This window comes from Moraxella oblonga NBRC 102422 (assembly GCF_001598275.1).
GTDB classification, from domain to species: Bacteria; Pseudomonadota; Gammaproteobacteria; order Pseudomonadales; family Moraxellaceae; genus Moraxella; species Moraxella oblonga.
Genome location: NZ_BCYQ01000006.1, coordinates 81,140 through 104,223, shown reverse-complemented (window position 1 = coordinate 104,223; position 23,084 = coordinate 81,140). Strand labels below are relative to the sequence as shown.

At 38.5% G+C, this 23,084-nt stretch carries 31 protein-coding genes; 4 read left to right on the top strand and 27 right to left on the bottom strand.

Annotated features, from left to right (window positions below; genetic code table 11):
- Nucleotides 1-8: 8 nt before the first annotated feature.
- Nucleotides 9-764 carry a ParA family protein gene (locus tag MOB01S_RS01850; protein WP_066800726.1) on the bottom strand — a complete coding sequence of 252 codons (756 nt, stop codon included), beginning with the start codon at nucleotides 762-764 and terminating at the stop codon, nucleotides 9-11.
- Nucleotides 765-797: 33 nt separating this feature from the next.
- Nucleotides 798-1,454 (bottom strand): 16S rRNA (guanine(527)-N(7))-methyltransferase RsmG, encoded by a 657-nt coding sequence (gene rsmG / locus MOB01S_RS01845; RefSeq protein ID WP_066800723.1) that lies wholly within the window; start codon nucleotides 1,452-1,454, stop codon nucleotides 798-800.
- Between the two features lie 89 nt (nucleotides 1,455-1,543).
- On the opposite strand from rsmG, the gene MOB01S_RS01840 reads away from it, so the two are divergent.
- Complete coding sequence (locus MOB01S_RS01840) at nucleotides 1,544-3,886, top strand: ATP-binding protein (protein WP_066800720.1); 2,343 nt, start codon at nucleotides 1,544-1,546, stop codon at nucleotides 3,884-3,886.
- Complete coding sequence (locus MOB01S_RS01835; RefSeq protein ID WP_066800717.1) at nucleotides 3,873-4,406, top strand: hypothetical protein; 534 nt, start codon at nucleotides 3,873-3,875, stop codon at nucleotides 4,404-4,406. The genes MOB01S_RS01840 and MOB01S_RS01835 overlap by 14 nt, the downstream gene beginning before the upstream one ends.
- Before the next feature lie 176 nt (nucleotides 4,407-4,582).
- Here MOB01S_RS01835 and MOB01S_RS01830 read toward each other — a convergent pair whose 3' ends face one another.
- From MOB01S_RS01830 to MOB01S_RS01775, 12 genes are all read right to left on the bottom strand, one after another.
- Nucleotides 4,583-5,185 carry a 4'-phosphopantetheinyl transferase family protein gene (locus tag MOB01S_RS01830; RefSeq protein ID WP_066800714.1) on the bottom strand — a complete coding sequence of 201 codons (603 nt, stop codon included), beginning with the start codon at nucleotides 5,183-5,185 and terminating at the stop codon, nucleotides 4,583-4,585.
- A gap of 45 nt (nucleotides 5,186-5,230) precedes the next feature.
- A complete protein-coding gene (gene leuB, locus MOB01S_RS01825; RefSeq protein WP_066800711.1) occupies nucleotides 5,231-6,304 on the bottom strand; it encodes a 3-isopropylmalate dehydrogenase in 1,074 nt (357 codons plus the stop codon).
- A 24-nt stretch (nucleotides 6,305-6,328) separates the two neighbouring features.
- Nucleotides 6,329-6,625, bottom strand: a complete 297-nt coding sequence (locus MOB01S_RS01820) for a hypothetical protein (protein WP_066800705.1) — start codon at nucleotides 6,623-6,625, stop codon at nucleotides 6,329-6,331.
- A 1-nt stretch (nucleotide 6,626) separates the two neighbouring features.
- Entirely contained in the window at nucleotides 6,627-7,277 is a 651-nt protein-coding gene (gene leuD / locus MOB01S_RS01815; protein ID WP_066800698.1) for a 3-isopropylmalate dehydratase small subunit, read from the bottom strand.
- A 26-nt stretch (nucleotides 7,278-7,303) separates the two neighbouring features.
- Complete coding sequence (locus MOB01S_RS01810; RefSeq protein WP_281177217.1) at nucleotides 7,304-7,669, bottom strand: type II toxin-antitoxin system VapC family toxin; 366 nt, start codon at nucleotides 7,667-7,669, stop codon at nucleotides 7,304-7,306.
- A gap of 7 nt (nucleotides 7,670-7,676) precedes the next feature.
- A complete protein-coding gene (locus tag MOB01S_RS01805) occupies nucleotides 7,677-7,895 on the bottom strand; it encodes a hypothetical protein (protein WP_066800696.1) in 219 nt (72 codons plus the stop codon).
- Nucleotides 7,896-7,914: 19 nt separating this feature from the next.
- Nucleotides 7,915-8,772 carry a YbhB/YbcL family Raf kinase inhibitor-like protein gene (locus tag MOB01S_RS12770; RefSeq protein ID WP_245639976.1) on the bottom strand — a complete coding sequence of 286 codons (858 nt, stop codon included), beginning with the start codon at nucleotides 8,770-8,772 and terminating at the stop codon, nucleotides 7,915-7,917.
- Nucleotides 8,773-8,785: 13 nt separating this feature from the next.
- Nucleotides 8,786-9,112 (bottom strand): hypothetical protein, encoded by a 327-nt coding sequence (locus tag MOB01S_RS01795; RefSeq protein ID WP_066800695.1) that lies wholly within the window; start codon nucleotides 9,110-9,112, stop codon nucleotides 8,786-8,788.
- Nucleotides 9,113-9,222: 110 nt separating this feature from the next.
- The gene (locus tag MOB01S_RS01790) at nucleotides 9,223-9,864 is read right to left on the bottom strand and encodes an SMI1/KNR4 family protein (RefSeq protein ID WP_066800693.1); all 642 of its coding nucleotides are present in this window, start codon (nucleotides 9,862-9,864) and stop codon (nucleotides 9,223-9,225) included.
- 60 nt (nucleotides 9,865-9,924) lie between these two features.
- Nucleotides 9,925-11,346, bottom strand: coding sequence for a 3-isopropylmalate dehydratase large subunit (gene leuC, locus MOB01S_RS01785; protein ID WP_066800690.1), 1,422 nt, complete (start codon nucleotides 11,344-11,346; stop codon nucleotides 9,925-9,927).
- A 119-nt stretch (nucleotides 11,347-11,465) separates the two neighbouring features.
- Nucleotides 11,466-11,870 carry a type II toxin-antitoxin system VapC family toxin gene (locus tag MOB01S_RS01780; RefSeq protein WP_066800687.1) on the bottom strand — a complete coding sequence of 135 codons (405 nt, stop codon included), beginning with the start codon at nucleotides 11,868-11,870 and terminating at the stop codon, nucleotides 11,466-11,468.
- Nucleotides 11,870-12,151: a type II toxin-antitoxin system Phd/YefM family antitoxin gene (locus tag MOB01S_RS01775; RefSeq protein WP_084349573.1), complete on the bottom strand. Its 282-nt coding sequence runs from the start codon at nucleotides 12,149-12,151 to the stop codon at nucleotides 11,870-11,872. The genes MOB01S_RS01780 and MOB01S_RS01775 overlap by 1 nt, the downstream gene beginning before the upstream one ends.
- A gap of 228 nt (nucleotides 12,152-12,379) precedes the next feature.
- Between MOB01S_RS01775 and MOB01S_RS01770 the strand changes: the two genes are divergently transcribed.
- Nucleotides 12,380-12,649 (top strand): hypothetical protein, encoded by a 270-nt coding sequence (locus MOB01S_RS01770; protein ID WP_157073863.1) that lies wholly within the window; start codon nucleotides 12,380-12,382, stop codon nucleotides 12,647-12,649.
- 47 nt (nucleotides 12,650-12,696) lie between these two features.
- On the opposite strand, the gene MOB01S_RS01765 is transcribed toward MOB01S_RS01770, so the two are convergent.
- The 13 genes from MOB01S_RS01765 to kdsB form a co-directional block, all read right to left on the bottom strand.
- Nucleotides 12,697-13,230 carry a 5' nucleotidase, NT5C type gene (locus MOB01S_RS01765; protein ID WP_066800682.1) on the bottom strand — a complete coding sequence of 178 codons (534 nt, stop codon included), beginning with the start codon at nucleotides 13,228-13,230 and terminating at the stop codon, nucleotides 12,697-12,699.
- A gap of 3 nt (nucleotides 13,231-13,233) precedes the next feature.
- Nucleotides 13,234-14,076 carry a phosphatidate cytidylyltransferase gene (locus MOB01S_RS01760; protein ID WP_066800679.1) on the bottom strand — a complete coding sequence of 281 codons (843 nt, stop codon included), beginning with the start codon at nucleotides 14,074-14,076 and terminating at the stop codon, nucleotides 13,234-13,236.
- A 61-nt stretch (nucleotides 14,077-14,137) separates the two neighbouring features.
- Nucleotides 14,138-14,668 (bottom strand): SMI1/KNR4 family protein, encoded by a 531-nt coding sequence (locus tag MOB01S_RS01755; protein ID WP_066800676.1) that lies wholly within the window; start codon nucleotides 14,666-14,668, stop codon nucleotides 14,138-14,140.
- Nucleotides 14,669-14,732: 64 nt separating this feature from the next.
- A complete protein-coding gene (locus MOB01S_RS01750; protein WP_066800674.1) occupies nucleotides 14,733-15,314 on the bottom strand; it encodes an SMI1/KNR4 family protein in 582 nt (193 codons plus the stop codon).
- 44 nt (nucleotides 15,315-15,358) lie between these two features.
- A complete protein-coding gene (locus MOB01S_RS01745; protein WP_066800672.1) occupies nucleotides 15,359-15,688 on the bottom strand; it encodes a hypothetical protein in 330 nt (109 codons plus the stop codon).
- A 210-nt stretch (nucleotides 15,689-15,898) separates the two neighbouring features.
- The gene (locus MOB01S_RS01740) at nucleotides 15,899-16,240 is read right to left on the bottom strand and encodes a hypothetical protein (RefSeq protein ID WP_066800670.1); all 342 of its coding nucleotides are present in this window, start codon (nucleotides 16,238-16,240) and stop codon (nucleotides 15,899-15,901) included.
- Between the two features lie 45 nt (nucleotides 16,241-16,285).
- Complete coding sequence (gene uppS, locus MOB01S_RS01735; protein WP_066800668.1) at nucleotides 16,286-17,035, bottom strand: polyprenyl diphosphate synthase; 750 nt, start codon at nucleotides 17,033-17,035, stop codon at nucleotides 16,286-16,288.
- A gap of 33 nt (nucleotides 17,036-17,068) precedes the next feature.
- Entirely contained in the window at nucleotides 17,069-17,635 is a 567-nt protein-coding gene (locus MOB01S_RS01730) for a hypothetical protein (protein WP_066800665.1), read from the bottom strand.
- A 66-nt stretch (nucleotides 17,636-17,701) separates the two neighbouring features.
- A complete protein-coding gene (frr, locus tag MOB01S_RS01725) occupies nucleotides 17,702-18,256 on the bottom strand; it encodes a ribosome recycling factor (RefSeq protein ID WP_066800662.1) in 555 nt (184 codons plus the stop codon).
- Nucleotides 18,257-18,489: 233 nt separating this feature from the next.
- Nucleotides 18,490-19,230, bottom strand: coding sequence for a UMP kinase (gene pyrH, locus MOB01S_RS01720; RefSeq protein WP_066800660.1), 741 nt, complete (start codon nucleotides 19,228-19,230; stop codon nucleotides 18,490-18,492).
- 38 nt (nucleotides 19,231-19,268) lie between these two features.
- A complete protein-coding gene (truC, locus tag MOB01S_RS01715; protein ID WP_066800658.1) occupies nucleotides 19,269-20,051 on the bottom strand; it encodes a tRNA pseudouridine(65) synthase TruC in 783 nt (260 codons plus the stop codon).
- The gene (locus MOB01S_RS01710; RefSeq protein WP_066800655.1) at nucleotides 20,020-21,054 is read right to left on the bottom strand and encodes a DNA polymerase III subunit; all 1,035 of its coding nucleotides are present in this window, start codon (nucleotides 21,052-21,054) and stop codon (nucleotides 20,020-20,022) included. The genes truC and MOB01S_RS01710 overlap by 32 nt, the downstream gene beginning before the upstream one ends.
- A 9-nt stretch (nucleotides 21,055-21,063) precedes the next feature.
- Nucleotides 21,064-21,831: a 3-deoxy-manno-octulosonate cytidylyltransferase gene (gene kdsB / locus MOB01S_RS01705; protein WP_066800775.1), complete on the bottom strand. Its 768-nt coding sequence runs from the start codon at nucleotides 21,829-21,831 to the stop codon at nucleotides 21,064-21,066.
- A 187-nt stretch (nucleotides 21,832-22,018) separates the two neighbouring features.
- Between kdsB and MOB01S_RS01700 the strand changes: the two genes are divergently transcribed.
- Nucleotides 22,019-23,077: a WG repeat-containing protein gene (locus MOB01S_RS01700; protein ID WP_066800652.1), complete on the top strand. Its 1,059-nt coding sequence runs from the start codon at nucleotides 22,019-22,021 to the stop codon at nucleotides 23,075-23,077.
- The last annotated feature ends 7 nt before the right edge of the window (nucleotides 23,078-23,084 follow it).

The window sequence follows — 23,084 nt, the reverse complement described above, 5'->3', positions numbered from 1 at the left end:
TGACCTCATCACGCACGTTGTGCCAACACTTCGTTCATCAGCTCATGATAAGCAATTGCCCCTTTGGAGGATTTTTCGTATTCAAAGATGGATTTGCCAAAACTTGGGGCTTCGGCAAGGCGAATGCTTCTGGGAATGTAAGTTTTGTACAGTTTATCCCCAAAATAATTTTCAAGCTCCGCAGACACGTCCTGCACAAGTGTACTACGCCCATCAAACATCGTCCGCACCACGCCACGTACATGAAGTTTGGGATTGATGGTGGTAAGTTTTTCAATCGTATCCATCAAATCTGCAATACCCTCCAACGCAAAATATTCACATTGCATGGGGATAATCACACCATCGGTTGCCACCAATGCGTTCACTGTCAAAAGACTGAGGCTAGGAGCACAGTCCATGATGACAAAATCATAGTCTAAATGACTGTCCAAAATGGCGTTTTTTAGCAACAACGGTGCATCCGCCACATCTGCCAACGACACATCAATCCCTGCCAAATCACGATTTGCTCCGATGATGTCTAAATCATTACCATACAAAATAGTATCTGCCAAAGGCACACCATCGAGCAATACATCTGCTACCGTATAGGACAACTCGTTTTTGTCAAACCCCAAACTGGTTGTCGCATTGCCCTGTGCATCTAGGTCAATGAGTAAAACTCTTTTTTTGCCAATCAGTGCCAACGCATAAGCTAAATTGACAGCAGTGGTTGTTTTGGCAACTCCACCTTTTTGGTTGGCGATTGCGATAATTTCCATAATTTACCTTTTAAATCAATTAGTTATAAAACATCATTTGCTCAAATATACCACACAACGTTCATCGCTCAATTTGGGAACGCTGATGGGTTTGATGTTGATTTGCCAATCACTCAAATTCGCCAAATCATCAGCCGTTGGCACTTTACCTTTCATGGCGTACAGTACGCCATCGCTTTTAAGATAAGGCTTGGCAAGATTGACAAAATCATCAAGACTGGCAAAAGCACGAGACGTAATTACATCAAATTCACCATCAAACTCTTCGATACGGCTTGCAACAGGCATGATATTGGTTAATTTTAATTCACCCACCATTTGTTTGATAAAGCGGATTTTTTTGCCATTACTATCAAGGGCGGTGATTTGCCAATCAGGTCGCATGATGGCAATGATAACAGATGGCAAACCTGCCCCCGTACCGATATCTAGCACACTCACGCCTGATTGTTTAGCCAAAGGCAAATCCGCCACAATCGCCAAACAATCTAAAATATGCTTGACAAAAGCATCTTTGGGTGCAGTAATGGCAGTCAAATTATATACTTTTGTCCAAAGAAGTAGATTATCCAGATAACCCAATAACTGATTAATCTGAACTTCACTAAATGTCAAGTTTAGGTCATGAGCAAACTGTTGTAATTCACTACTAAAACCATCTGCATCCGCAGATATTTTATGATAAGTCATGATGGTATAATGATAATTTGTAAACTTGCTATTTTATCATATTATTATCTGTTAAAATATCTCTTTTTTATGTAAACTTTATTGCCAATATGACCGACCCATTTGCCTTGTATCGTCTGCCCCACACCGCCCTAAAACGCCATACTCAGCTTGCATCATTGCCCACGCAGTTGCACACACTTGATGAAAGTTTTGGGCAACGCCGTGCCGTCAATGCCATTCAGACCGCCCTTGACATTCGTGCCAACGGTTATCACGTCTTTGCGGTGGGCGAAAATGGGCTTGGTAAACGCACATTTATCACTCGTATGCTTGCCAAACGTGCCAAAAATGAGCCCACACCACCCGATTTGGTCTATGTTCAGCATTTTACCACCCCCAGAAATCCAATTGCCCTAACCCTACCTAGTGGTCAAGGGGCATTATTTGCCAAAGATGTTCATAAATTGTGGCACACACTTTATCAAAAAATACTCACTAAATTTAATAGCATTAGCTACCAAAATAGTGTCGCTAGCATCAAACAATCTGCTCAAAAATACGAACGCCAACTCATTGATGAATTAAATGATGTGGCTAAAAATCACAATTTAACCTTATTACAACCCACCGACCAAAAAGCGGTATTTACCCCCATTGATGACAACAAACCCATCAATAACACCGCACTTGACAAATTACAAAAAAAACTATCCAAAATTAACATTGAACTTGATAATTTAGAAAATGAAGTCAATCAAAAAATTGATGAACTGCACCAAACACTCATTCAAAAAATCATCACTCCCCTAATTACCCCCATCATCAAAAAATATGCCCATCACCACCCAAAAATTGCCCAATATTTAAAAGATTATGAAAGTGACATCATTGACAATATTTTATTTATCGTAGAGCATGACGAAGATTTTATGGTAAAAACTGTCGGTAATGTTCCCAATCGTTATTATGTCAATGTTGCGGTTAGCCATATACCCAATAGTGGAGCTCCGATTGTTTTTGAAGATATGCCTACCCACCCCAATTTACTTGGACATATTGAATACATCACTCAATTAGGCACAATCTTAACTGATGCCAGCATGATAAGGGCAGGAGCATTACATAAAGCTAATGGCGGATATTTACTATTAGAAGCATCATCATTATTAGAACACCCCTACGCATGGCAAGGCTTAAAACGAGCATTACAATCCAAACAAATCCGTATATCCAGTTTAGAGCAAATGCTCACACTTACAGGTTCGGTTTCCTTAGAGCCTGATAGTGTAGATTTGTCCATTAAAGTCATTTTGTTAGGCGAGCCAGATTTGTATTATGAATTATTGGAATTTGAGCCAGAGTTTAATAGCACCTTTAAAATAAGAGCTGACTTTAATGACACACTTCCTAGAAATACCGACAGCGAATTATTTATCATTCACAAAATACTTGATATGATAAAAAAATACAATTTGCCAACATTTGATAAATCCGCTTTTGAAATTATTCTTGATGAATTGTCATTTTATGCTGATGACCAAAATAAATTAGATTTGCACAGCGACCGATTATTACAATTGGTGGTAGAATCAGCACATCAACACCAATTACAGCACTCATCACAAAAAACCCAAAACGTCAATATCAACCACGTCAAATCCGCCTTAGATAACATCAAAGAACGTCAAGGTTATTTAAAAGAATTATACTGGCAAGAATTAAATAATGGACAACAACTCATCAAAACCGATGGTTTTGCCATAGGGCAAATCAACGCCTTGACCGTGATTAGTTATGCCGATAGTGAATTTGGGCTACCTGCCCGCCTAACTGCACTCATCACCCCAAAATTTGGCACAGGGGAGATATTAGACATTGAACGTGATGTAGAATTGGGTGGCAGTTTACACGCCAAAGGCATGCTCATCATGACAAATTTTTTACGTTCACTATTTAGCGAATTTGCCGAGCTTAACTTCTCAGCCAGCCTTGCTTTTGAGCAAAGTTACAGCCATATTGACGGAGATTCTGCCACCCTTGCTGAATGCGTGGCGTTATTATCAGCATTGGCAAATACACCAATTCATCAATCCATTGCCATCACAGGCTCAATGAATCAACTGGGCGAAGCTCAAGCAATTGGCGGTGTCAATGCCAAAATAGAAGGCTTTTTTGATATTTGCAAAGAGCGAGGGTTGACAGGAAAACAAGGGGTAATCATTCCAAAAACCAACATCACACAATTAATGCTCAATGATGACATTATTAATGCGGTAAAAAATAAACAATTCCACATTTATGCCATTAATAATGTTTATGAAGCGTTGCAATTATTAACTGGTTTATCCGTCAATGATAAGAATAAAAAAGGTGATTATAAAAAGAATACGTTGTTTTATAAAATCATGAAACGTTTAATGTCTTGGGAGAAGGTAGATGAAAATAAATAATTTTTTATCAATCATTGCTTTAACCAGCGTATTGTTAGGGTGTCATAATAACGCACTACCATCAAATCATCAAAGCAATCACATTTCCACCAAACAAACACTCAGCATTGATGAGCAGTTGTCTTTACTGACTCAGCACACTTGGCAATTTGAAAAGGGAGAAAATCTTATTGATGAAAACTTAAAATTGCTAGATGGTACAATCACCCTTAATTTTGCCAAATCCGAAAAACGTGGAGAAATGCACGACCCTGATTATGACCTAAATTATCAGTATCATTTTTCTGTGGATGCAGGTTGCAATCATAATAGTAGCATTGTTGGTTTTGATAAAACAACAAATAAAGTGATTAAGATTAAAACCATGTCATTTTCTACCTTAGTTGGTTGTTATCCTGACCACGAAACCACCATACAACATTTTATTAAAAATGACAACATCAGCTATCAAGTTGATGAAAATCAGCTGTTATTTAGAGATGACAACAATCAAACTTTGTTTTTTAAGAAAAAACCATGATGATAAAACAGTATTTTTATTTTTGATTTACCAACCTACATCATGGACGAACCAAAAATACAGGTCTAGCCAAAATATCAAATGAATTATGGCGTTACTTTAATTTTCCATTACACAACACATCTTTCATAGCCAATTTGATTAAAATTAAAAAAATATACAGTCTAGCTAATATGTTATAATTTGATTTGAACATCACCATATTCAAAGGGATATGCCACCGTTGTCATACAAGCATTTATCATGATATTTTTAAAATAAAATTTACCAATATCTTTATGGTAAACATAACCTGTATCACCATCAATAAATACCGCCCTGATTTCATTTAGGGGCAAACGAATGCCAATGCCACTTGCTTTTAATACCGCTTCCTTAATTGTCCACAGTTTAAACCACAAACATTCATCATAATAATCATTTTGCCAAATTTTATATTCATCATTGTGAAAATAGCGTTTTGCCAAATTATGAAATTTAACTTGACGATTGGTATTTTCAATATCCACACCGATATTTTTAACATCAAGACTATATATCAATACATAATCACTGGCACAATGCGACTGATTAAAAGATAAAATGGGGATATTTTTTGCAAAGGGTTTGCCATAATCATTTTTATCATAAATAGGCATAGGTAAATGATTGATTTGGCAAAAGCGACTTAATATACCATGCCGATAATGACCAACACGCTCACGGTCATTTATTGTCAAACAACCATGAGCATGAGACAAAATATTTGATAAAGGCGTATGACGTAGATATATCATCATTCAGCAAAATTGCCAATTTCTAATATTACACATCAAAAACTGACATTAAATGGATAGCTTTGCCAGCACCGCATCACCCATCTGACTACAACTAACCAAAGTTGTCCCCTCTTCATAAATATCCGCCGTTCTTAGACCGTCCGCCAGCACCTGTTGTACCGCACTTTCTACCTGCACCGCACGCACTTCATCGCCCACGCTGTACCGCAAAAGCATTGCCAAAGACAAAATGGTCGCCAAAGGATTTGCCTTGTCCTGCCCTGCAATGTCAGGAGCTGAGCCGTGTGATGGCTCATACAAGCCCTTGCCATTTTCGTCAAGGCTTGCCGATGGGAGCATACCAATAGAGCCTGTCAGCATTGAGGCTTGGTCGGAGAGAATATCGCCAAAGATATTACCTGTCGCCACCACATCAAACTGCTTGGGGTTTTTAACCAATTGCATTGCTGCATTATCCACATACATATGGCTAAGCTGTACATCAGGATAGTCTTTGCCAACTTCTGTAAAAATCTCTTTCCAAAGTTCGGTGGTTTCTAAAACATTGGCTTTATCCACTGAGCAGAGTTTTTTATTTCGTTTTTGTGCCGCTTCAAAAGACACTTTGGCAATACGGCGAATTTCACTCTCAGAATATCGCATTGTATTAAAGCCCTCTTTTTCGCCTTTATCATTGGTAATAATACCACGAGGTTCGCCAAAATAAATATCGCCTGTGAGTTCTCGCACAATCAAAATATCAAGCCCTGATACCACCTCTGGTTTTAAAGTAGAGGCATTAGCAAGTTCTTTATAAAGAATTGCAGGACGCAAATTGGCAAATAAATTTAAATCCTTACGAATTGCCAAAAGCCCTCGTTCTGGTCTAAGCGGTCTATCCAAAGTGTCATATTGTGGCGAACCTACCGCCCCAAGTAGCACCGCATCGGCTTTTCGTACAATCTCTTGGGTCTGGGCAGGGTATGGCACGCCATAAGCATCATAAGCCTCTCCGCCCAGTTTGGCGTATTCATAAGAAACTTGTAAGCCTTGTTCAATGAGTTTATCCAAAACTTTAACTGCTTGGGCAACGATTTCAGGTCCGATACCGTCGCCATTTAGGATTGCGATGTGTTTCATACATATTCCTTAATTTAAATTCACTTAACCAAAAGTAATTGCATATTGCAAATGGCTGTTTTCTTTTTTAAATTTTTCAAAAGCCTGACGATACCAATTTGGGTCATTGGCGGACAATCCATAATCTTCATAGATTGCTACGCCATAAAATTCACCATCTAACCACGGCTCAATACCCCAAATGTTAATATTTTTTTGTTCTGCACGATTAAGGACAATCTCAAAATCATCTTGACAAACATAAAAAATATTTGGACTATCAAACCCATCATTTAAATTGGTTAAGCCTTCAAATAAATAACTTGCAATATTAAAAGTCATATCAAGCTGTCAATTCTCTAAATACCCAAGGTCTATCCGCTTTGGCTTTTTCTTCAAAGGCACGGATTTCATCGGCATTTTGCAAAGTTAGACCAATATCATCTAAACCATTTAATAAACAATGCTTACGAAATGCATCCACTTCAAAGGCATATTCTTTACCAGATGGACTAATCACTTTTTGATTTTGTAAATCTACCGTCAATTGATAGCCGACATTTTCAAAACATTCATTAAAGAGTTCATCAACTTCACTTTCTGATAATATCACAGGAAGCATTCCGTTTTTAAAGCAGTTATTATAAAAAATATCGGCAAAACTTGGGGCAATCACCGTGCGAAAGCCATATTCATTTAATGCCCAAGGGGCGTGTTCACGAGAGGAGCCACAACCAAAGTTAGTGCGAGCAAGCAGAATCGTTGCTCCTTGATAGCGGTCTTGGTTTAACACAAAATCAGGGTTTTTTGGGCGTTTTGAAATATCCTGCCCCAAATAACCTTCGTCCATATAACGCAGTTCATCAAATAAATTATCGCCAAAACCTGTGCGTTTGATGGATTTTAAAAACTGCTTGGGGATAATCAAATCGGTATCCACATTGGCACGGTCTAGGGGGGCAACAATGCCGATTTTGGTGGTGTATTGCTTCATAAAAGTACCTTTTAAGTTTAAATCACTTACCAAACACAATTTTTATAATGTTCGGTTAATTTTTCATCTTTGCTAATTAAAATGCTATTATCAAGCATTGCGTGAGCGACAATTAAACGGTCAAATGCATCACGAGTAAAATTACAGGTTAATGCCACATTAACAACATCAAGCCAGTTTTTATGGCAAATCTTTAAATGTAAAACTTGTTGTAACGAGTTTAAAACTTGATTGGGTGGAGCATTGACTCGTTTTTTATCATAAAGATATTGCAATTCTAATTTTACCATTGGTGATATCAAAAGATAATTATGCTTTAATATTTCCAATACATTACTTGAAAATTTATGCAACTCTTTTGTGTAAAGCCAAACAATAGCGTGCGTATCCAAATAAACATCATTGTGGGAAATCAAGATTTAACTCCTTTTCCCAATTCATACTCACAAAATCGTCAGAATTGCCATTTACAAAGTCTGTATGGGCGGTTAATTTTGATAAGTCATTCAATGGTTGTTGATAAACATCTTTTTGTAATTGCTCAATGAGTTGAATTTTAATCCCATTATCCAAATGTTGTAATGCTTGATAATGTTGTTCAAATAATGATATTGGCATTTGATATCTCCATTTAAACTTACCAGTTATAATAAGCCGTCAAACTGGCACTTGCGAGTACCTTACCATTTAAATTAAATCCAAGTACCGCAGGGCTAATTGTATTTGGCAAGTCCAGCATTTCATTTAGAGCATATAGCGTAAAAATATAACGGTGTGGTTTATCGCCTTTAGGCGGAAAGGCTCCAATAAAACCATCAAGTCCAGCGTCATTTTTTAATTCCAAAATACCATTGCCAAAATCATTGGATTGACCTTTTGGCAATTTACTCCAATCGGCAGGAATATTAAAGACATTCCAATGTTGCCAGCCACAGCCTGTTGGAGCGTCTGGGTCGTACATTGTCAGGACAAAACTTTTGGTCTCTTGTGGGGCGTTTTTCCATTGTAGCTCTGGACTGATATTAGCCCCTGTATAACCCCAAATATTGGCGACATAGTCATTGGATAAGGTATCGCCCTCTTTAATGTCAGCACAAAATAATACCATATCACCTTGAATTTGAGCAGGGTTACGCACATCAAGATAAGTATTTAAAGATAAATCGTTCATATTTATTTCCTTAATATTAAAAGTTTGATTTAAGCAGTTTAATACATAGGTTTGGCAATCATCAAGCGTTTTAAAATACTTTAAATCATCGCCATATAATCCCAAGCCATCAAAACGAAAACTCTCATCAATAAAGAAACTTTCGCTGGCAATATGCCCTGCTACTGTTGGAAAAGTAGGGGCGATATTATAAGTATCCAATCGCCAAAGACTCGCAAAATAGCCATTTGGGTGTTTAAAAATTTCAATCTTAAACACCCATAATTCATCGCCCACTTCTATGGGGTCGGTAATTAGGGTTTTGATTAGTTCGGAATAATTCATTTGCTAATAACAATCAAGTCCACATTGCCCAACGCACATCAATCAAACGCTTTAACATTTCGTTTTCCAATTCATCATCTTCCCAGTTTGGCAGACTTCTAAATTCTTCACTATTATATTTTTGCCACCAATCATATAAAAATAGCATTTCTTGCTTGGCAAGTTTACGATTTTCATTTTCTTCCCAATCAATAAAATCTTCAATGTCTTTATTGATAAAGCTGGTTTCTTCGTGAATAAAATTAACAAGCAATTGAAAGCAAGCGTGCAATAATACACCATCTTTATCATACCATTCTTGATTAAGTGTACTAATTTTTAAAACATTACTTGGTTTCATTAATAAAATCTTTCCAATCTAAGCTTATTACATCATCATAATTGCCATTGATGATATTGGGGTGAGCAACTAATTTAGATAAATCTCTTTTTGTATTTTTTGGATAAAAATTATTCTTGCCTTTTCCAACGCTCGCTATTATGATGATTTAAAATATCAATTTCTCCATCCACTTCTAAGTAATGGTTACCATCTTCCAATGCATCTTCGCTTAACTGATAATACCCTGCTTGCATATCAGCACTGACTTGTTTTACCAAATCAGTAATGGAATTTGCAACAATAAAAGCAATATTATAATCAAAATCAATAAAAATCACTTGCCCATAATGACCATTTTCACTTGGATTTAAATCCAAATAAAACCCTGTGCGAGAACCATCGTGGGTAAATTGTATCCATTTTGGATTATCAATAAATCCTTGTGGATTGATTTCTTTATCAAAATCATCTAGATAAGAAACAACATCACTTCGATAATCTTTATCATCTAAATTGGACTTATAATTTTCAATAACTTTATTTAAATCCCAAAAATCATAGCCATAAAATAAATTACCAAAATTTTTATCGTGATTTAACCCATTATGCCATTGATATAATACTTTAAAATCATTTGGCAAATTACCGCCAATTAAACCTTCTAACTCATTTAATCGCTCTTGGCTTGCAGACTGATTTAAAGAATGTTGATAAATTTTCTTAGCATTCTTTTTTAACCATTGTTCAATTTGTTCTAAATCTTTTTGCATTTCATCACTCCAATTTTAAAATAAGACAATCATACCACAGATTGTCTTATTTTTCATCAATTAGGCAACCGTCCGCACATCAACAAAATGCCCGTGAATTGCCGCCGCCGCCGCCATTGCAGGGGAAACAAGGTGCGTACGACCGCCATTACCCTGACGACCTTCAAAGTTACGGTTAGAAGTGCTGGCACAATGTTCACCTGATTGCAATTTATCGGCATTCATCGCAAGACACATTGAACAACCCGGCTGCCGCCACTCAAACCCAGCATCAATAAAGATTTTGTCAAGCCCTTCACTTTCAGCTTGTTTTTTGACCTGACCTGAGCCTGCAACCACCATGGCTTGCTTAATCGTTGGGGCGACTTTTTTGCCTTCCACGATTTTAGCAACTTCTCTTAAATCCTCAATACGAGAATTGGTACACGATCCAATAAACACACGGTCAAGCGTGATATCAGATAAAGATTGTCCAGCCGTTAGCCCCATATATTGATAGGCACGCGTCCAGTCTTTTCGCTGAACATCATCTTTGGCATCATCAAGGGTAGGTACATTGGCAGAGACTGGAATCACCATCTCAGGTGAAGTTCCCCACGAAATTTGTGGTTCAATCTCATCACCATTTAATACGACCACCGCATCAAAATGAGCATCATCGTCTGATTTTAGGGTGTTCCAATAGGCAACGGCTTTGTCCCAATTTTCGCCAGTTGGGGCATAGGGGCGACCTTTGACATAATCTATCGTCTTATCGTCCACTGCCACAAGCCCAACCCTTGCACCTCCCTCAATCGCCATATTGCACACCGTCATACGCCCTTCAATCGACATATCACGGAACACCTGTCCACCAAATTCAATCGCATAGCCCGTTCCGCCTGCTGTGCCAATTTTGCCAATGATTGCCAAAATGACATCTTTTGGGGTAACTCCTTTGCCCAGTTTGCCATCCACTCGTACCAGCATATTTTTCATTTTCTTTTGTACAAGGCATTGGGTGGCAAGCACATGCTCAACCTCACTGGTACCGATACCGTGTGCCAAACAGCCCAAAGCACCGTGCGTGGCGGTATGACTGTCGCCACACACCACCGTCATTCCCGGCAAAGTTAAGCCCTGCTCTGGTCCTACCACGTGGACGATGCCTTGTCGCTCGTCATTGATACCAAACTGCACGACATTAAAGGTTTTGCAATTATCGTCAAGTGTTTTGACTTGAATACGAGAAGTATCATCTTCAATGCCAGAAATCCCTTGTGAGCGTTCAATGGGTGAAGTTGGCACATTATGGTCTGGGGTGGCAATGTTGGCGGACAAACGCCAAGGCGTACGCCCAGCCAATTGTAAACCTTCAAAGGCTTGTGGACTGGTTACTTCGTGCAACAATTGACGGTCAATATAAATCAAAGACGAACCATCATCTCGTTGTTTGACCAAATGGTCGTCCCAAAGTTTATCGTATAGGGTTTTGCCTGCCATTTTTATCTCCAAAATGAGTGGGTAAATTTGCTAAATTTGTCATTATCAGAATTATAACATAATCAAAGAATAAATCTAATTTATGATTTTTATAAATTTTATAACTTTTTGGAATGATTTTAAATGGTTCGTGTGTCCAAGATAAATGATTGATCATATTGCAAAATCAATTGATCCGCCGTTAATAATTGCAATTTTTCTTGCTTAGCTTGAACAATTAACAAACGGTCAAAGGGATCGTTATGAATTAAGGGCAATTCTGAAACGCCCACCACATTATTTGGTGTAATTGACAATAAACGAATACCCACTTTTTGCATTTGTTGTAACATTATATCAGCTTTGTATGGAAAATTAGGTTTTTTTAAAGCGGATTTAATAGCAATCTCCCAAATACTAGCAAGACTGACAAAAAATTCATTCTCCCTACGATTTTCCAAAATGTCTAAAATTTTAGGTGAAAATCGGTGCGTTTCATTACCTGCAATCCATATTAAAATATGAGTATCTAATAGAATTTTCATTAAAATTCTCCATTGTTTAACATAAGCTCAACCATTTCATCATTAAGCTCGTCAAAACTTTCAGAAAACTCCTTAAACCCTTCTGGTAAATTACCTTGCTCATCAAGCATAAAACCAAACATAGACCCCTTTTTTGGTTCATCAATCGGCACAATCTTTACCTTTGGTGTGCCCGCTTTGGTAATGATAATCGGTTTGCCTGTGCTTGCCACTTCGTCAATTAAGGCAGATAAATGAGTTTTGGCATAGTGGATATTAACATTGGGGGTGGCAGATTGCATTATTTTTTTTCCTAAACTTTATTAAACTTAGTTTGATAGTTTAGCTAAGTTTTAACAGATTGTCAATTTTCCAACCATTTTTTTATTATCAGGCTAATGCCATAAAATTTTTATTGACAAATAAAAAAAAGGGTGGGTAGAATATAATTTTATTTTTTAAAAATCGGAGTGATTATGTCAAGTTATGTACAAGTTTATGTAAAACCAAATTGTGAAAAGAGCCCAATTATGATGAGTATGGTTTCAGAATGGGGCAACATTCACGAACTTATTGTTGTTGGCGATTATAACGACAATACAAAAGCCGAATTTGAAAACGAAAATCAAGACTTTTGTAATGAATTTCGTTATATTAGCGATGTTGAATGGTTGCAAATCATAGAGCAAGAAGAAATGGAGAATACATTGCCCCAAGTGAGTTTTGATGGTATTTGTCTTAACTATGAGGAATTAGAAGAGGCTTATGACAATGAAGACCTTGACCAATATTTTACTTAATTTTTAAAAAGCGATTGTTAAATTAACAATCGCTTTTTTTTAATTCCCTACTTTAATAATTCCGCCCAACTTTCTTTATCCGTCCAAACCACTTTTTTATTGGGTAAATGGGCATTATAAGAATGCAAATAATGCCAATGTGTCCAAGTGGGGGTTAAACTGCCCGTAATGATTGGCTTATCATCAATCAAAATATCGCCCCGTACCCACGATTTGTCTTTGGTTAAAATAAGGCGTTTTGTCCAATCAAAACCCAAATGCTTTTCAACCCAAATAAACTTTTCATTCACACAATGGCGATAATCGCTAATAGGCGAAGTGCAAATGCGTACATCGTGCCCAAATGCCAATAATGCCTTAATTGCATCAATCGCCCCATTCATTGGCTCTAAATGTTCAAAAAAGCCTTTGGTGGTATAAATTTGGCTAAAATAGTTGGCATATTCTGGATAATCATCTGCCCAATAAAACTTTGTGCGTTCTTTATTTAAGGGCAAATGGGGGAATTGTTTGCAAAAACAATCCACCATTCCCTTATCAAAATTAGCAAGAACATTGTCTTGGTCTATTAAAATCAGCACAATCTAACCACCAAACAACTGATGAGCCATCACAAAATGCGGTGTAAATTTTATGCCAAGCCAATCACAAATCAATATCCCAAAGGCAAAAATGGGCGTTGCCGAAAGCAAACTGTCAATTCTATCTAATACGCCACCGTGCCCAGGCAAAATGGTTCCAGAGTCTTTGACCCCAGCACGGCGTTTAAGCATTGACTCAAACAAATCGCCAAGCACACTGACACCCACCACAACCGCCGACAACAGCAAAAACACCAAAAGCGTTGCCATATCCAGCCCCAAATACAGCCCCACGCCAACCGCCACAAGGCTTGCCGTTGCCACACCACCATAAAGCCCTTCTAGCGATTTGTTGGGCGAGACATTGGGGGCAAGCTTTTTTTTGCCCAGCTTTCGCCCAACAAAATACGCCCCACTATCAGCACACCACACCAGCACAAAGACATACAAAAGCCACCACGCCGACAACTGCCACAGGGCATACATTGCGGTAATGGCAGGCACCAACGCCAAAACACCCGCCCCAAACAGCCCTTGATTACGCCAATTGTCCTTTGCAGGATACTGTTTTACCCAAATGCCTGCCTGTACCCAAAACAGCACCGACCCTGCCCACCACACCGCCCAAGTGGGCTTGATAAGCAGGCTAACGACCGTTATGGCAAAAACAGGCACCACAAAAGCAGATTTGGCAGGGAAGGTTGGCATTAATTTTGTCCATTCATAAGATGCAATCGCCACGCCCACCAACAACAACGGCAAAAACAAATAGGGTTTATCAGTTGCAAACATTGCAATGCCGACAATCAGCACAAGTACAATGGCGGTTTTAATTCGTTGCCACATTTAAGGATTTCCAAGTTTAAAGATATTAAAATCATTTGGTTTTTATATTAAAAACCATTAATTACTCATCATCAATAAATTCATCTTCGTGCTTTAAACCCTTAATAAAGGTTTCAAAATCTTTGGCGAGAAAAATCTTATTATCATCGTCTTGTTCTATATAAACTACGCAAGGCTCGCCATCGCTACCACATTCGCTATAATCCAACGCAATCATAGCGTGTCCACAGGGACTACCCGCAAAATAAATACCAATATCAGGATATTCAATATCTTCTATCATATATTGGCTACCATATTCGCCCGCCAATGAATTAAGTTTATTTTTGGAAATGCCACTAATCATATCAATGGCAATATGGTCATCCGCCCAACCATTAGGTGTATTGGTTGGATAGCAAGTATTTATAGGCATACCACCATTTTGATATTGCATAAATTCAATATACGATGACGGTATTTTATAAGGCAATTCTGCCTGCACTTCTTTTAACAATTCATCAGTTAATGGCTCGCTGATATAGTTTTCTTGGGCATATTCATTATTATCCCAAAAATTACCAAAATCAAACTCTTTAAATACTTGGCTCATCAATATTTTCCTTTGCAAAATTATCAAATGGTGCGTCATACGCACCTTACAACTTATTAACAATTCATTTATCAATCAAATAAACACAATTGTCATCATCACACTCAAACTCATCAGCATTTTTTAATCCTTTAATAAAGGTTTCAAAATCTTTGGCAATGACTTGAATTTCTGGTTCGCCACCGTCCACATAAATATAACTGATTTGCGGTTCGCCATTATTGCCACATTCACGATAATCCATTATTAACCAGTCGTGGTCAGTTGCCAAATCAGCAAAATATAGCCCAATATTAGGAAATCCATAATCAATCAAATACTCACATTGATATAAAGAGCAATTTTTGGCAGTTTTATCAATACCACCAATTTGATGCATACTAATATAACACGCCTCATATAATGAAATTGGATTATTTGTAATAAATAATTGTTCTTGAATTAACCCACCATTTTGACTTTTTAATAATTCAAGATAACTTTTTGGTAATTGATAACCCAAACTTTGCTCAAGTTCTTTTATCATTTCATCGTTAATTGGCTTACCAATAAATAACGATTTTCTACCTGCGAAAAATTCACCTTGTTGAAAGGATGAATTATCCCAAAAGTTTTCAAAATCAAAATCTTTAAATACTTGGTTCATAAATTTTTTCCTTATTGTAAGGTGCGTATTACGCACCATTTAAATCATTGAATTTCGGGCAATTCAACTCTTAAAACAATTCTATACAATATAAAACAAAAAGTATTTATCATATCTTTTTCATCAGATAAATTAAATTTTTCAGTATTGCTTTCTACCCAAAAATCTTTGACAAAATAGCCATTATTATCTTGATAAATTTGAGCCTTAAAAATTTCATAGCCCGTCCAAGAACGATGAAAATAAATCCAATCATTTTCAAAATAAACAAACCACCTATCGTCCATATTACGGGGCATAAAACCAACTTGCAACTTTTCAAAATGCTCTTGTGTTAATTTTAAATCAACATACACCAATTTTGGTTTATCCATTGGAGTGACTTTCCAAGAGTTTTTTGTTGCCTTTGTTATTTTTTCTGTCATTTTTTGCCCTTAAATAGTGCGTCATACGCACCTTACCCATTAAGTTTGGAATGATAATTTTTTGGTATTTCTTTTAATAAAAAATCCAAAAAATTATCCGCATAAAGTTCATTATCGCCCCACATATTTCTAAAAAATACTTGCTCACCCACTTGATTATCAGTAATTAAAAAAATAAAATTCTTCCAATTCTTCGGTTGTCAAAAAAATCAATTTATCCTTCTCTTCATCATTGTCAGCAATATTTATTTGATAATAATTAAAAATATCATCAGGGGTGTCATCTTGGTACTGTGGGTTAAAAATCGTTTTTACAAATTCACCCCATAACACAATATAATTGTATTTTTCAACAAACCACAAATACTCTTTTGGCAAATTCAGTTGGTATTTAATTTGGCTAGATTTAATCCAATCCACATTTTTAATACCATTGCCATATACATTTTTTGGTAATTTTGCCATTAATTCATCAAGTTGAGATTTTAATAATTCACTCATTTTAATCCACTTTAAAATTTTTTTATATGGTGCTTAATATACACCTTACAAATTTCCTTTTGCCACCTGCTCAGAAGTTTTGCCAAAGCGTCTTTCACGATTGGCAAAATCTGCCATCATCGCCCCCAATTCATCAGGCGTAAAATCAGGCCATAGCGTGTTGGTAAAAAACAGCTCGGCATACGCACTTTGCCACAAAAGAAAATTAGAAATGCGATAATCGCCCCCCGTGCGAACGAGCATATCCACAGGTGGACAATCACCCAAACTCACGCCAGCAGTAAAGGCGGTTTCATCAATCTCATCTATGCCGATTTCGCCATTTTTTACCTTATTTATCAATGACTTAGCACTCTCTACAATGTCCCATTTACCACCATAACTGACCGCTATCACAAGGGTCATTTTATCAAAATGGGCAGTTTCTCTTTCGGCACTTGCCATCAATGCTTGCAATTCTTTTGATAATACGCCTCTGTCGCCAATAAATCTTAGGCGGATTTGATTGGCACTTAATTTGGGCAACTGCTCAATGATGGTTTGCTTTAATAATGCCATCAACAAAGCCACCTCGTGCGGTGGTCTTGCCCAGTTTTCCGATGAAAAAGCAAACACCGTCAAAACACCCACCCCCACCTTGGCACAATACTCCACAATGGGGTCAAGGCTATCCTTACCCGCCAAATGCCCACCGCCTGTTGGTAAGCCCTCTCGTTTGGCGTAGCGGTTATTGCCGTCCATAATAATGGCGATGTGTTTGGGGGGTTTTGGATTTGGCATGGCGTTTATCGTCATAAATAACTGTGGATGGATTGGGTGGCATGATGGTTATTCGTATCTGCCATCACGTTCGTCATATTGTGAAAAATACTCAGGTGCATCAGAAGTATTGATGGATTTGGCAATATTCAGGGCTTGAATATTAACTTGCATGGTTTGTGAATAACGTGCCCTACGAAATGCAGAAGTGGTATAATGAATATGGCAAGTCATCATGCCTTTATCAAATGTCATTTTCCAGCTGTTGACATATAATGGCAAGGACACACGATAATAATAATCCACCTTAGACTGATTGGGCAAATGTGCTTGAAGGACTGATGAGCTGATATTGAGTTTGCGTATGGTTGGATTGGTTGAAATCTCCGTTTGCAATTCATCGCCATAACATTTTAATATCGCGTCAGTTTCATTGGCTTTTAATTCAATCGGCTTATCACTGACAAAATCCAAAATCAATTCATCAGTTTGCACATTCACTTGAATGGGTCGCAAGCTGTAATGACTATCCACTTTGGCATTTTTTAAAAACAACAGCCATGACACAATCACCACCACCAATATAATAGCAACGATAATAACATGAAATAAAAAGTTTTTAAAAATCTGAGCCATAAGATTACCTCAACTTGCAATAATTGCACAATGGGCATGATGACCACGCCCATTGTGCTTATCTTATCACACTTCCATCAACTCACTTTCTTTTTTGGCAAGGCGAGTATCAATCGCTTTGATAAAATCATCGGTCAGCTTTTGAATGTCGGTTTCGGCACGGCGTTCATCATCTTCGCTTGCCTCTTTGTCCTTGACCAATTTTTTGATATCAGCCAGCATATCACGGCGGATATTGCGTACCGATACACGGCTTTGCTCCGCTTCACTTCTGGCAAGTTTTTGCATATCTTTACGAGTCTCTTCGGTAAGTGCTGGCATTGGCACACGAATGACATCGGCACTCATTGGGTTTAGCCCCAAGTCCGCCTCACGAATTGCCTTATCCACCGCAGACACCATTGAGCGGTCAAAGGGCTGTACCAGTAGCGTGCGAGCATCTTCAACATTGATACTGGCAACTTGGTTTAAAGGCATTTCAGAACCATAGTAGCTGACCATCACGCCTGACAAAATCCCAGGGTGAGCCCGACCTGTACGCAGTTTGGCAAAAGCACCCTCCAACGCTTCAAGCGATTTTTCCATACGAGCTTTGCCATCGGTTTTGATTTGGTTAATCATAAAAAATTCTCCAAAATTATTTAAAAGTTTAAGATAATACCATCTTTTAATTAAAAGAGTGAGTGATTGATTTTTATGAGAGAAAGTTACCATTTAACCCCACAAATTTCAATACAAAACTTATCCAAGCCACTTTAAAATAAGGCATTATTAAAATTAAAATGCACTATTAAAATTTGGCATTAAAAAAATACAATGTTTTATTAAAAATTTACCAAGAATTTTTTCAAAAATCAATGATAAACCTTTGTCCCTTCATTTTCGCCCATTACAACATTGAGTAAGGCATTGGGTTTGTTCATATCAAAGACACAAAGTGGCACATTGTGTTCACGGCATAGAGCAATGGCGGTCATATCCATCACACCCAATTTCTCTTCCAAGGCTTTATCAAAGGTTAGGCTGTCATATTTGATTGCATCGTCATACAAACTTGGGTCTTTATCATAAATACCATCTACTTTGGTCGCCTTTAAAATAAGGCTGGCCTCAATCTCAATCCCACGCAAACAAGCGGCGGTATCGGTGGTAAAAAACGGATTGCCCGTGCCAGCAACAAAAATACACACCTCGCCTTGTTTAAGATAGCGAATGGCGTTACGGGTACTATAAGTTTCGCACATTTCGCCAATTTTCATCGCACTCATTAGACGGCATTTGATATTACGCCGTTCTAGGGCATCACGCATTGCCAGTCCATTCATCACCGTGGCAAGCATTCCCATTTGGTCGCCTGTAACCCGCCCTACCAAGCCTTCTTTTTGCAAGGTAGAGCCACGGTACAAATTGCCCCCACCCACGACAATGCCCACCTGCACGCCAAGCCCACACAAATGGGCGATAGACAGGCTCATTTGGTCAAGGACACTTGCGTCAATGCCCATACCCTTACCCCCTGCCAAGGCTTCACCAGAGAGTTTTAATAAAATGCGTGAGAATTTTGGTGTTTTATCATTTGAATGCGTATCGGACATGAGGCACCTATTTTTTAAAATTAAATTAATCAATTCTATCACATTTTACTGATAAAGGGTAATGAAATATCTGTTAGACCAAATTGTGTCATTATTTTTTTAAAATCCTCATCTAAGGGTGCAACCACTTGCACACGCCGACCATTAACATCATCAAACAATAAAGTATGTGCATGCAAAAGCAGTCTAGATACACCTGTAAACTCATACACCGCACGATTTTGGGCGGTATCGCCATAGGTAGTGTCGCCAATAATGGGGTGAAACAAATGGGTCATGTGCCTTCTTAGCTGATGTTTACGCCCTGTGATGGGTGTTAATTGAACCAACGAATAGCGAGAAGTGGCATAGCGTGGTGTTGAGATAAAAGGCATCTCACACGTTGCCAAGTTTTGATAATCAGTCATTGCCATTTCAGGAGCTTTGTCAAGGCTGGCAAATTTATCAGCGATTTTGTCCAATTTGACCTTTAATGGATAATCAATACGCCCACTTCCCAAAAGATAGCCACGCACTAATGCCAGATAGGATTTTTCTACGGTATGATGTTCAAATTGCAATGACAAAATCCTTGCAACTTCGCTGGATAATGCAAACAACAGCACCCCTGATGTAGGACGGTCAAGCCGATGAACAGGATAAACGTGTCTGCCAAGCATATCACGCAAAACCGTCATCACAAATACCGTCTCATGTTTGTCAAGCCATGAACGGTGAACAAGTATGCCAGCAGGCTTGTTCACCACCACCAAATCATCATCTTGATATAAAATCTCAATCATTATCCCATCACAAATTCGCCAACCGACAAAACAGCTCATCGTATGCCATTTTTTCTTGGACATTTTGACCGACCGCCACCATCACGTCATCAAGATTTGCCAAAAAATTTTCCACCTGCACAAGGCTTGGTACGTCATCACCTACCATGTTCATCACTTCAATATCTGTATGGCGACTGCCAAGTCCAAGCCCCACACGCACCACATCCATGAGTATAAGGCGTGTCAAAACCACAAAATCCGCCAAATCTAGCACCCCTTGCCAATAATCACTGGCACTCACAGGCAAACGCTGACCATGTCGCAGACTTAGCCATGTTTTTAGCCAAAGTTGTCTTTTGTCAAACCACGCCATCTGTGGCAAATCCACCGCTTTTAATACCGCCCCATCTGCCAAATCTAGGGCAAGACGAGCCAAATTCTCATCACCCAACTTATCCACCACATAAGACAATGCCAACTCATGCTCAATCCTACCAAGCGGTAGGGCTTGTACACGGCTTTTTATGGTGGGTAAAAGCCTGCTAGGGTTGTCGCTGATGAGCAATAAATGCACGCCTGCACGAGGCTCTTCTAAGGTTTTGAGGAGAGCATTGCTTGCTCCAACCGTCAGTGTGTCAGCATTGTTTAACACCATCACACGCACGCCCTGCCCTTTTGTGTGGCTATATTCTTGTAATGTACGTATCTCATCAATTTTAATAGAAGGTTGCTCATCACCATCATCAGTTGGCAAACTGCCAAGCGGTAACACCATCAAATCAGGGTGCGTTCCTGCTTTTAACCATGTACAGCTTGGGCATAGTCCACACGCCCCATACTCCGATTTGTCTGTACAAAGAAGCCATGCCACCAACCGCCACACAAAGGCACGCTTGCCAATCCCTGCCATGCCACTTGCCAAAATGCCATGCGGTAATTTGCCAGCATAAAACTGGGTAGTCGTCTGTTGCCACGCTTTTTGTTGCCAAGTCAATAAGGGTGCAAAATAGGGCAAATTCTGCAAAACGGTATCAAAAGTATCGGGATCGTGGTCGGTCATGGGCATTTCTTAAAACTTCACAAATTCATCAAAAGGCATGGCATTCAATCTGTCCAAATCCTCCTTAGTATCCACCCCAAGTGGTAGGTTCACCTTTGCAACATCAATGGCGATTTTTTGATGGTTTTCTAAAATACGCAGCTGCTCTAAGCTCTCTAATGTTTCAAGCTCGCCTTGCTCCCATGTGCCAAATTCTTTTAATAATTTGACACGGTAGGCATAAAGTCCCAAATGACGATAGGCGTTTTTGGGTCGCTCGCCAAGCTCATCTTTTAAATGTCCATCTCTATCGTACGGCATGGGGCTACGGCTAAAATACAGGGCGTGCGTGCCTGCTTTGACGACTTTAACCACCGAATTTTTATAAAAATCGTCAAAATTATCAATCACTTCGCACAAAGTCGCCATGACACAATGGGGATTTTCGATGAGTAAATTTTTCACTTGTTCAAGTAGCACAGGTGGTACAAGCGGTTCATCGCCTTGCATATTAACCACGATGTCATCATCAGCAAAACCCAAAAGCCGTGCGACTTCGCCCAATCTGTCCGTACCTGAGGCGTGTTCGCCTGTCATGACAACAGGCACGCCTGCACTTTGGCACACCTTGTAAATCCTATCATCATCGGTCGCCACGCACACGCTGTCGGCAAAGGTGGCTTGTAGGGCTTTTTGGGCTGTCCATAGAATCATCGGCTTACCATGAATTTCTAGCAAAGGCTTAGCAGGTAGGCGGGTGGATTTATAGCGGGCGGGGATAATGATGTGGGTTTTCATGGCGTTTTTACGTTGTGATAAAAGGCTCATTATAAAATAAAATCAGCCAAACGAAAAGTACCGCCCCATTTGGTTTATCCAAACAGCAACCATCGCCAAATGATTGTTTATACTGTGTACGTCTGTTATAATCTTATTGTTGTAACAGCCATCACATCTTTTATTGTTAATCAAAGGAAATCTTACAATGAAAAAGCCCAATCTACATAAACTCCCCCTGAGCATTGCCCTAGTTGGTGTGGTTGTCTTTGGTTCATCAGTATGGGCGTGCGAAAAGCCAAATCTAAAAGGTGTGGCTAGTGCAATGGCGTGCGACAAACCACAGGTCAGCGGTTATGACTTTGTGGATTGTCCAAGTGAAGGCTTGGCACAGGTTGAACAAAACGGCAAATGGGGGTTTGTTGATACAGCAGGTAAGCTGGTAATCCCTGCTCAATACGATGATGTCGGGGATTTTAGTGAAGGCTTGGCAAGGGTTAAACAAAACGGTAAATGGGGATTTATTGATAAAACAGGCAAGGTGGTTATTCCTATTAAGCATGATAATGTTTACTATTTTAGTAAAGGCTTGGCAAAGGTTAAGCAAAATGACAAATACGGCTTTATTGATAAAACAGGTAAAATAGTTATTCCTGCCCAGTATGATGATGCTGGCAGTTTTAGTGAAGATTTAGCAAAGGTTGAACAAAACTGTAAATATGGGTTTATCAATAAAACAGGCAAGATAGTCATACCCATCAAGTACGATGATGTTAGGAGTTTTACAGAAGGTTTGGCAGAGATTAAGCAAAATGACAAATGGGGCTTAATTAATAAAACAGGTAAAGTGGTTGTGCCTGCTCAGTATGATTTTGTTTACAATTCTGGTGAAGGTTTGATAAGGGTTAAAAAAAATAATAAATATGGCTTTATCAATAAAAAAGGTAAAGTGGTTGTGCCTATTGAGTATGATTATATTGGCAGTTTTAAAGAAGGTTTGGCAGGGATTAAACAAAACGGTAAATGGGGATTTATTGATAAAGCAGGCAAAGTAGTTGTGCCGATTGAGTATGATTATATCACAGTTTTTAAGGAAGGTTTGGTAGAAGTTAAGCAAAATGGCAAATGGGGATTTATTGATAAAACAGGTAAAATAGCTATCCCTATTGAGTATGATGCTGTTTGGGATTTTAGCAATAATAAAGCTCAGGTTGAATTAAATGGCAAAATATTTTATATTGATAAAACAGGCAAACGCATTGATTAGCATAAAC

Bases quoted from the DNA above. Each gene is read 5' to 3' on its own strand.
- MOB01S_RS12770 (WP_245639976.1), bottom strand. From the start codon at position 8,772: ATGAATTATTCCGAACTAATCAAAACCCTAATTACCGACCCCATAGAA.
- leuC (WP_066800690.1), bottom strand. From the start codon at position 11,346: ATGGCAGGCAAAACCCTATACGATAAACTTTGGGACGACCATTTGGTC.
- MOB01S_RS01835 (WP_066800717.1), top strand. From the start codon at position 3,873: ATGAAAATAAATAATTTTTTATCAATCATTGCTTTAACCAGCGTATTG.
- MOB01S_RS01775 (WP_084349573.1), bottom strand. From the start codon at position 12,151: ATGCAATCTGCCACCCCCAATGTTAATATCCACTATGCCAAAACTCAT.
- MOB01S_RS01750 (WP_066800674.1), bottom strand. From the start codon at position 15,314: ATGAACCAAGTATTTAAAGATTTTGATTTTGAAAACTTTTGGGATAAT.
- leuD (WP_066800698.1), bottom strand. From the start codon at position 7,277: ATGAAGCAATACACCACCAAAATCGGCATTGTTGCCCCCCTAGACCGT.
- MOB01S_RS01820 (WP_066800705.1), bottom strand. From the start codon at position 6,625: ATGACTTTTAATATTGCAAGTTATTTATTTGAAGGCTTAACCAATTTA.
- MOB01S_RS01710 (WP_066800655.1), bottom strand. From the start codon at position 21,054: ATGACCGACCACGATCCCGATACTTTTGATACCGTTTTGCAGAATTTG.
- frr (WP_066800662.1), bottom strand. From the start codon at position 18,256: ATGATTAACCAAATCAAAACCGATGGCAAAGCTCGTATGGAAAAATCG.
- kdsB (WP_066800775.1), bottom strand. From the start codon at position 21,831: ATGAAAACCCACATCATTATCCCCGCCCGCTATAAATCCACCCGCCTA.
- MOB01S_RS01780 (WP_066800687.1), bottom strand. From the start codon at position 11,870: ATGAAAATTCTATTAGATACTCATATTTTAATATGGATTGCAGGTAAT.
- MOB01S_RS01700 (WP_066800652.1), top strand. From the start codon at position 22,019: ATGAAAAAGCCCAATCTACATAAACTCCCCCTGAGCATTGCCCTAGTT.
- pyrH (WP_066800660.1), bottom strand. From the start codon at position 19,230: ATGTCCGATACGCATTCAAATGATAAAACACCAAAATTCTCACGCATT.
- MOB01S_RS01770 (WP_157073863.1), top strand. From the start codon at position 12,380: ATGATGAGTATGGTTTCAGAATGGGGCAACATTCACGAACTTATTGTT.
- rsmG (WP_066800723.1), bottom strand. From the start codon at position 1,454: ATGACTTATCATAAAATATCTGCGGATGCAGATGGTTTTAGTAGTGAA.
- MOB01S_RS01740 (WP_066800670.1), bottom strand. From the start codon at position 16,240: ATGAGTGAATTATTAAAATCTCAACTTGATGAATTAATGGCAAAATTA.
- MOB01S_RS01805 (WP_066800696.1), bottom strand. From the start codon at position 7,895: ATGCCAATATCATTATTTGAACAACATTATCAAGCATTACAACATTTG.
- MOB01S_RS01755 (WP_066800676.1), bottom strand. From the start codon at position 14,668: ATGAGCCAAGTATTTAAAGAGTTTGATTTTGGTAATTTTTGGGATAAT.
- MOB01S_RS01790 (WP_066800693.1), bottom strand. From the start codon at position 9,864: ATGCAAAAAGATTTAGAACAAATTGAACAATGGTTAAAAAAGAATGCT.
- leuB (WP_066800711.1), bottom strand. From the start codon at position 6,304: ATGAAACACATCGCAATCCTAAATGGCGACGGTATCGGACCTGAAATC.
- MOB01S_RS01745 (WP_066800672.1), bottom strand. From the start codon at position 15,688: ATGGATAAACCAAAATTGGTGTATGTTGATTTAAAATTAACACAAGAG.
- MOB01S_RS01760 (WP_066800679.1), bottom strand. From the start codon at position 14,076: ATGTGGCAACGAATTAAAACCGCCATTGTACTTGTGCTGATTGTCGGC.
- MOB01S_RS01840 (WP_066800720.1), top strand. From the start codon at position 1,544: ATGACCGACCCATTTGCCTTGTATCGTCTGCCCCACACCGCCCTAAAA.
- truC (WP_066800658.1), bottom strand. From the start codon at position 20,051: ATGAGCTGTTTTGTCGGTTGGCGAATTTGTGATGGGATAATGATTGAG.
- MOB01S_RS01730 (WP_066800665.1), bottom strand. From the start codon at position 17,635: ATGGCTCAGATTTTTAAAAACTTTTTATTTCATGTTATTATCGTTGCT.
- MOB01S_RS01830 (WP_066800714.1), bottom strand. From the start codon at position 5,185: ATGATGATATATCTACGTCATACGCCTTTATCAAATATTTTGTCTCAT.
- MOB01S_RS01850 (WP_066800726.1), bottom strand. From the start codon at position 764: ATGGAAATTATCGCAATCGCCAACCAAAAAGGTGGAGTTGCCAAAACA.
- MOB01S_RS01795 (WP_066800695.1), bottom strand. From the start codon at position 9,112: ATGAAACCAAGTAATGTTTTAAAAATTAGTACACTTAATCAAGAATGG.
- uppS (WP_066800668.1), bottom strand. From the start codon at position 17,035: ATGACGATAAACGCCATGCCAAATCCAAAACCCCCCAAACACATCGCC.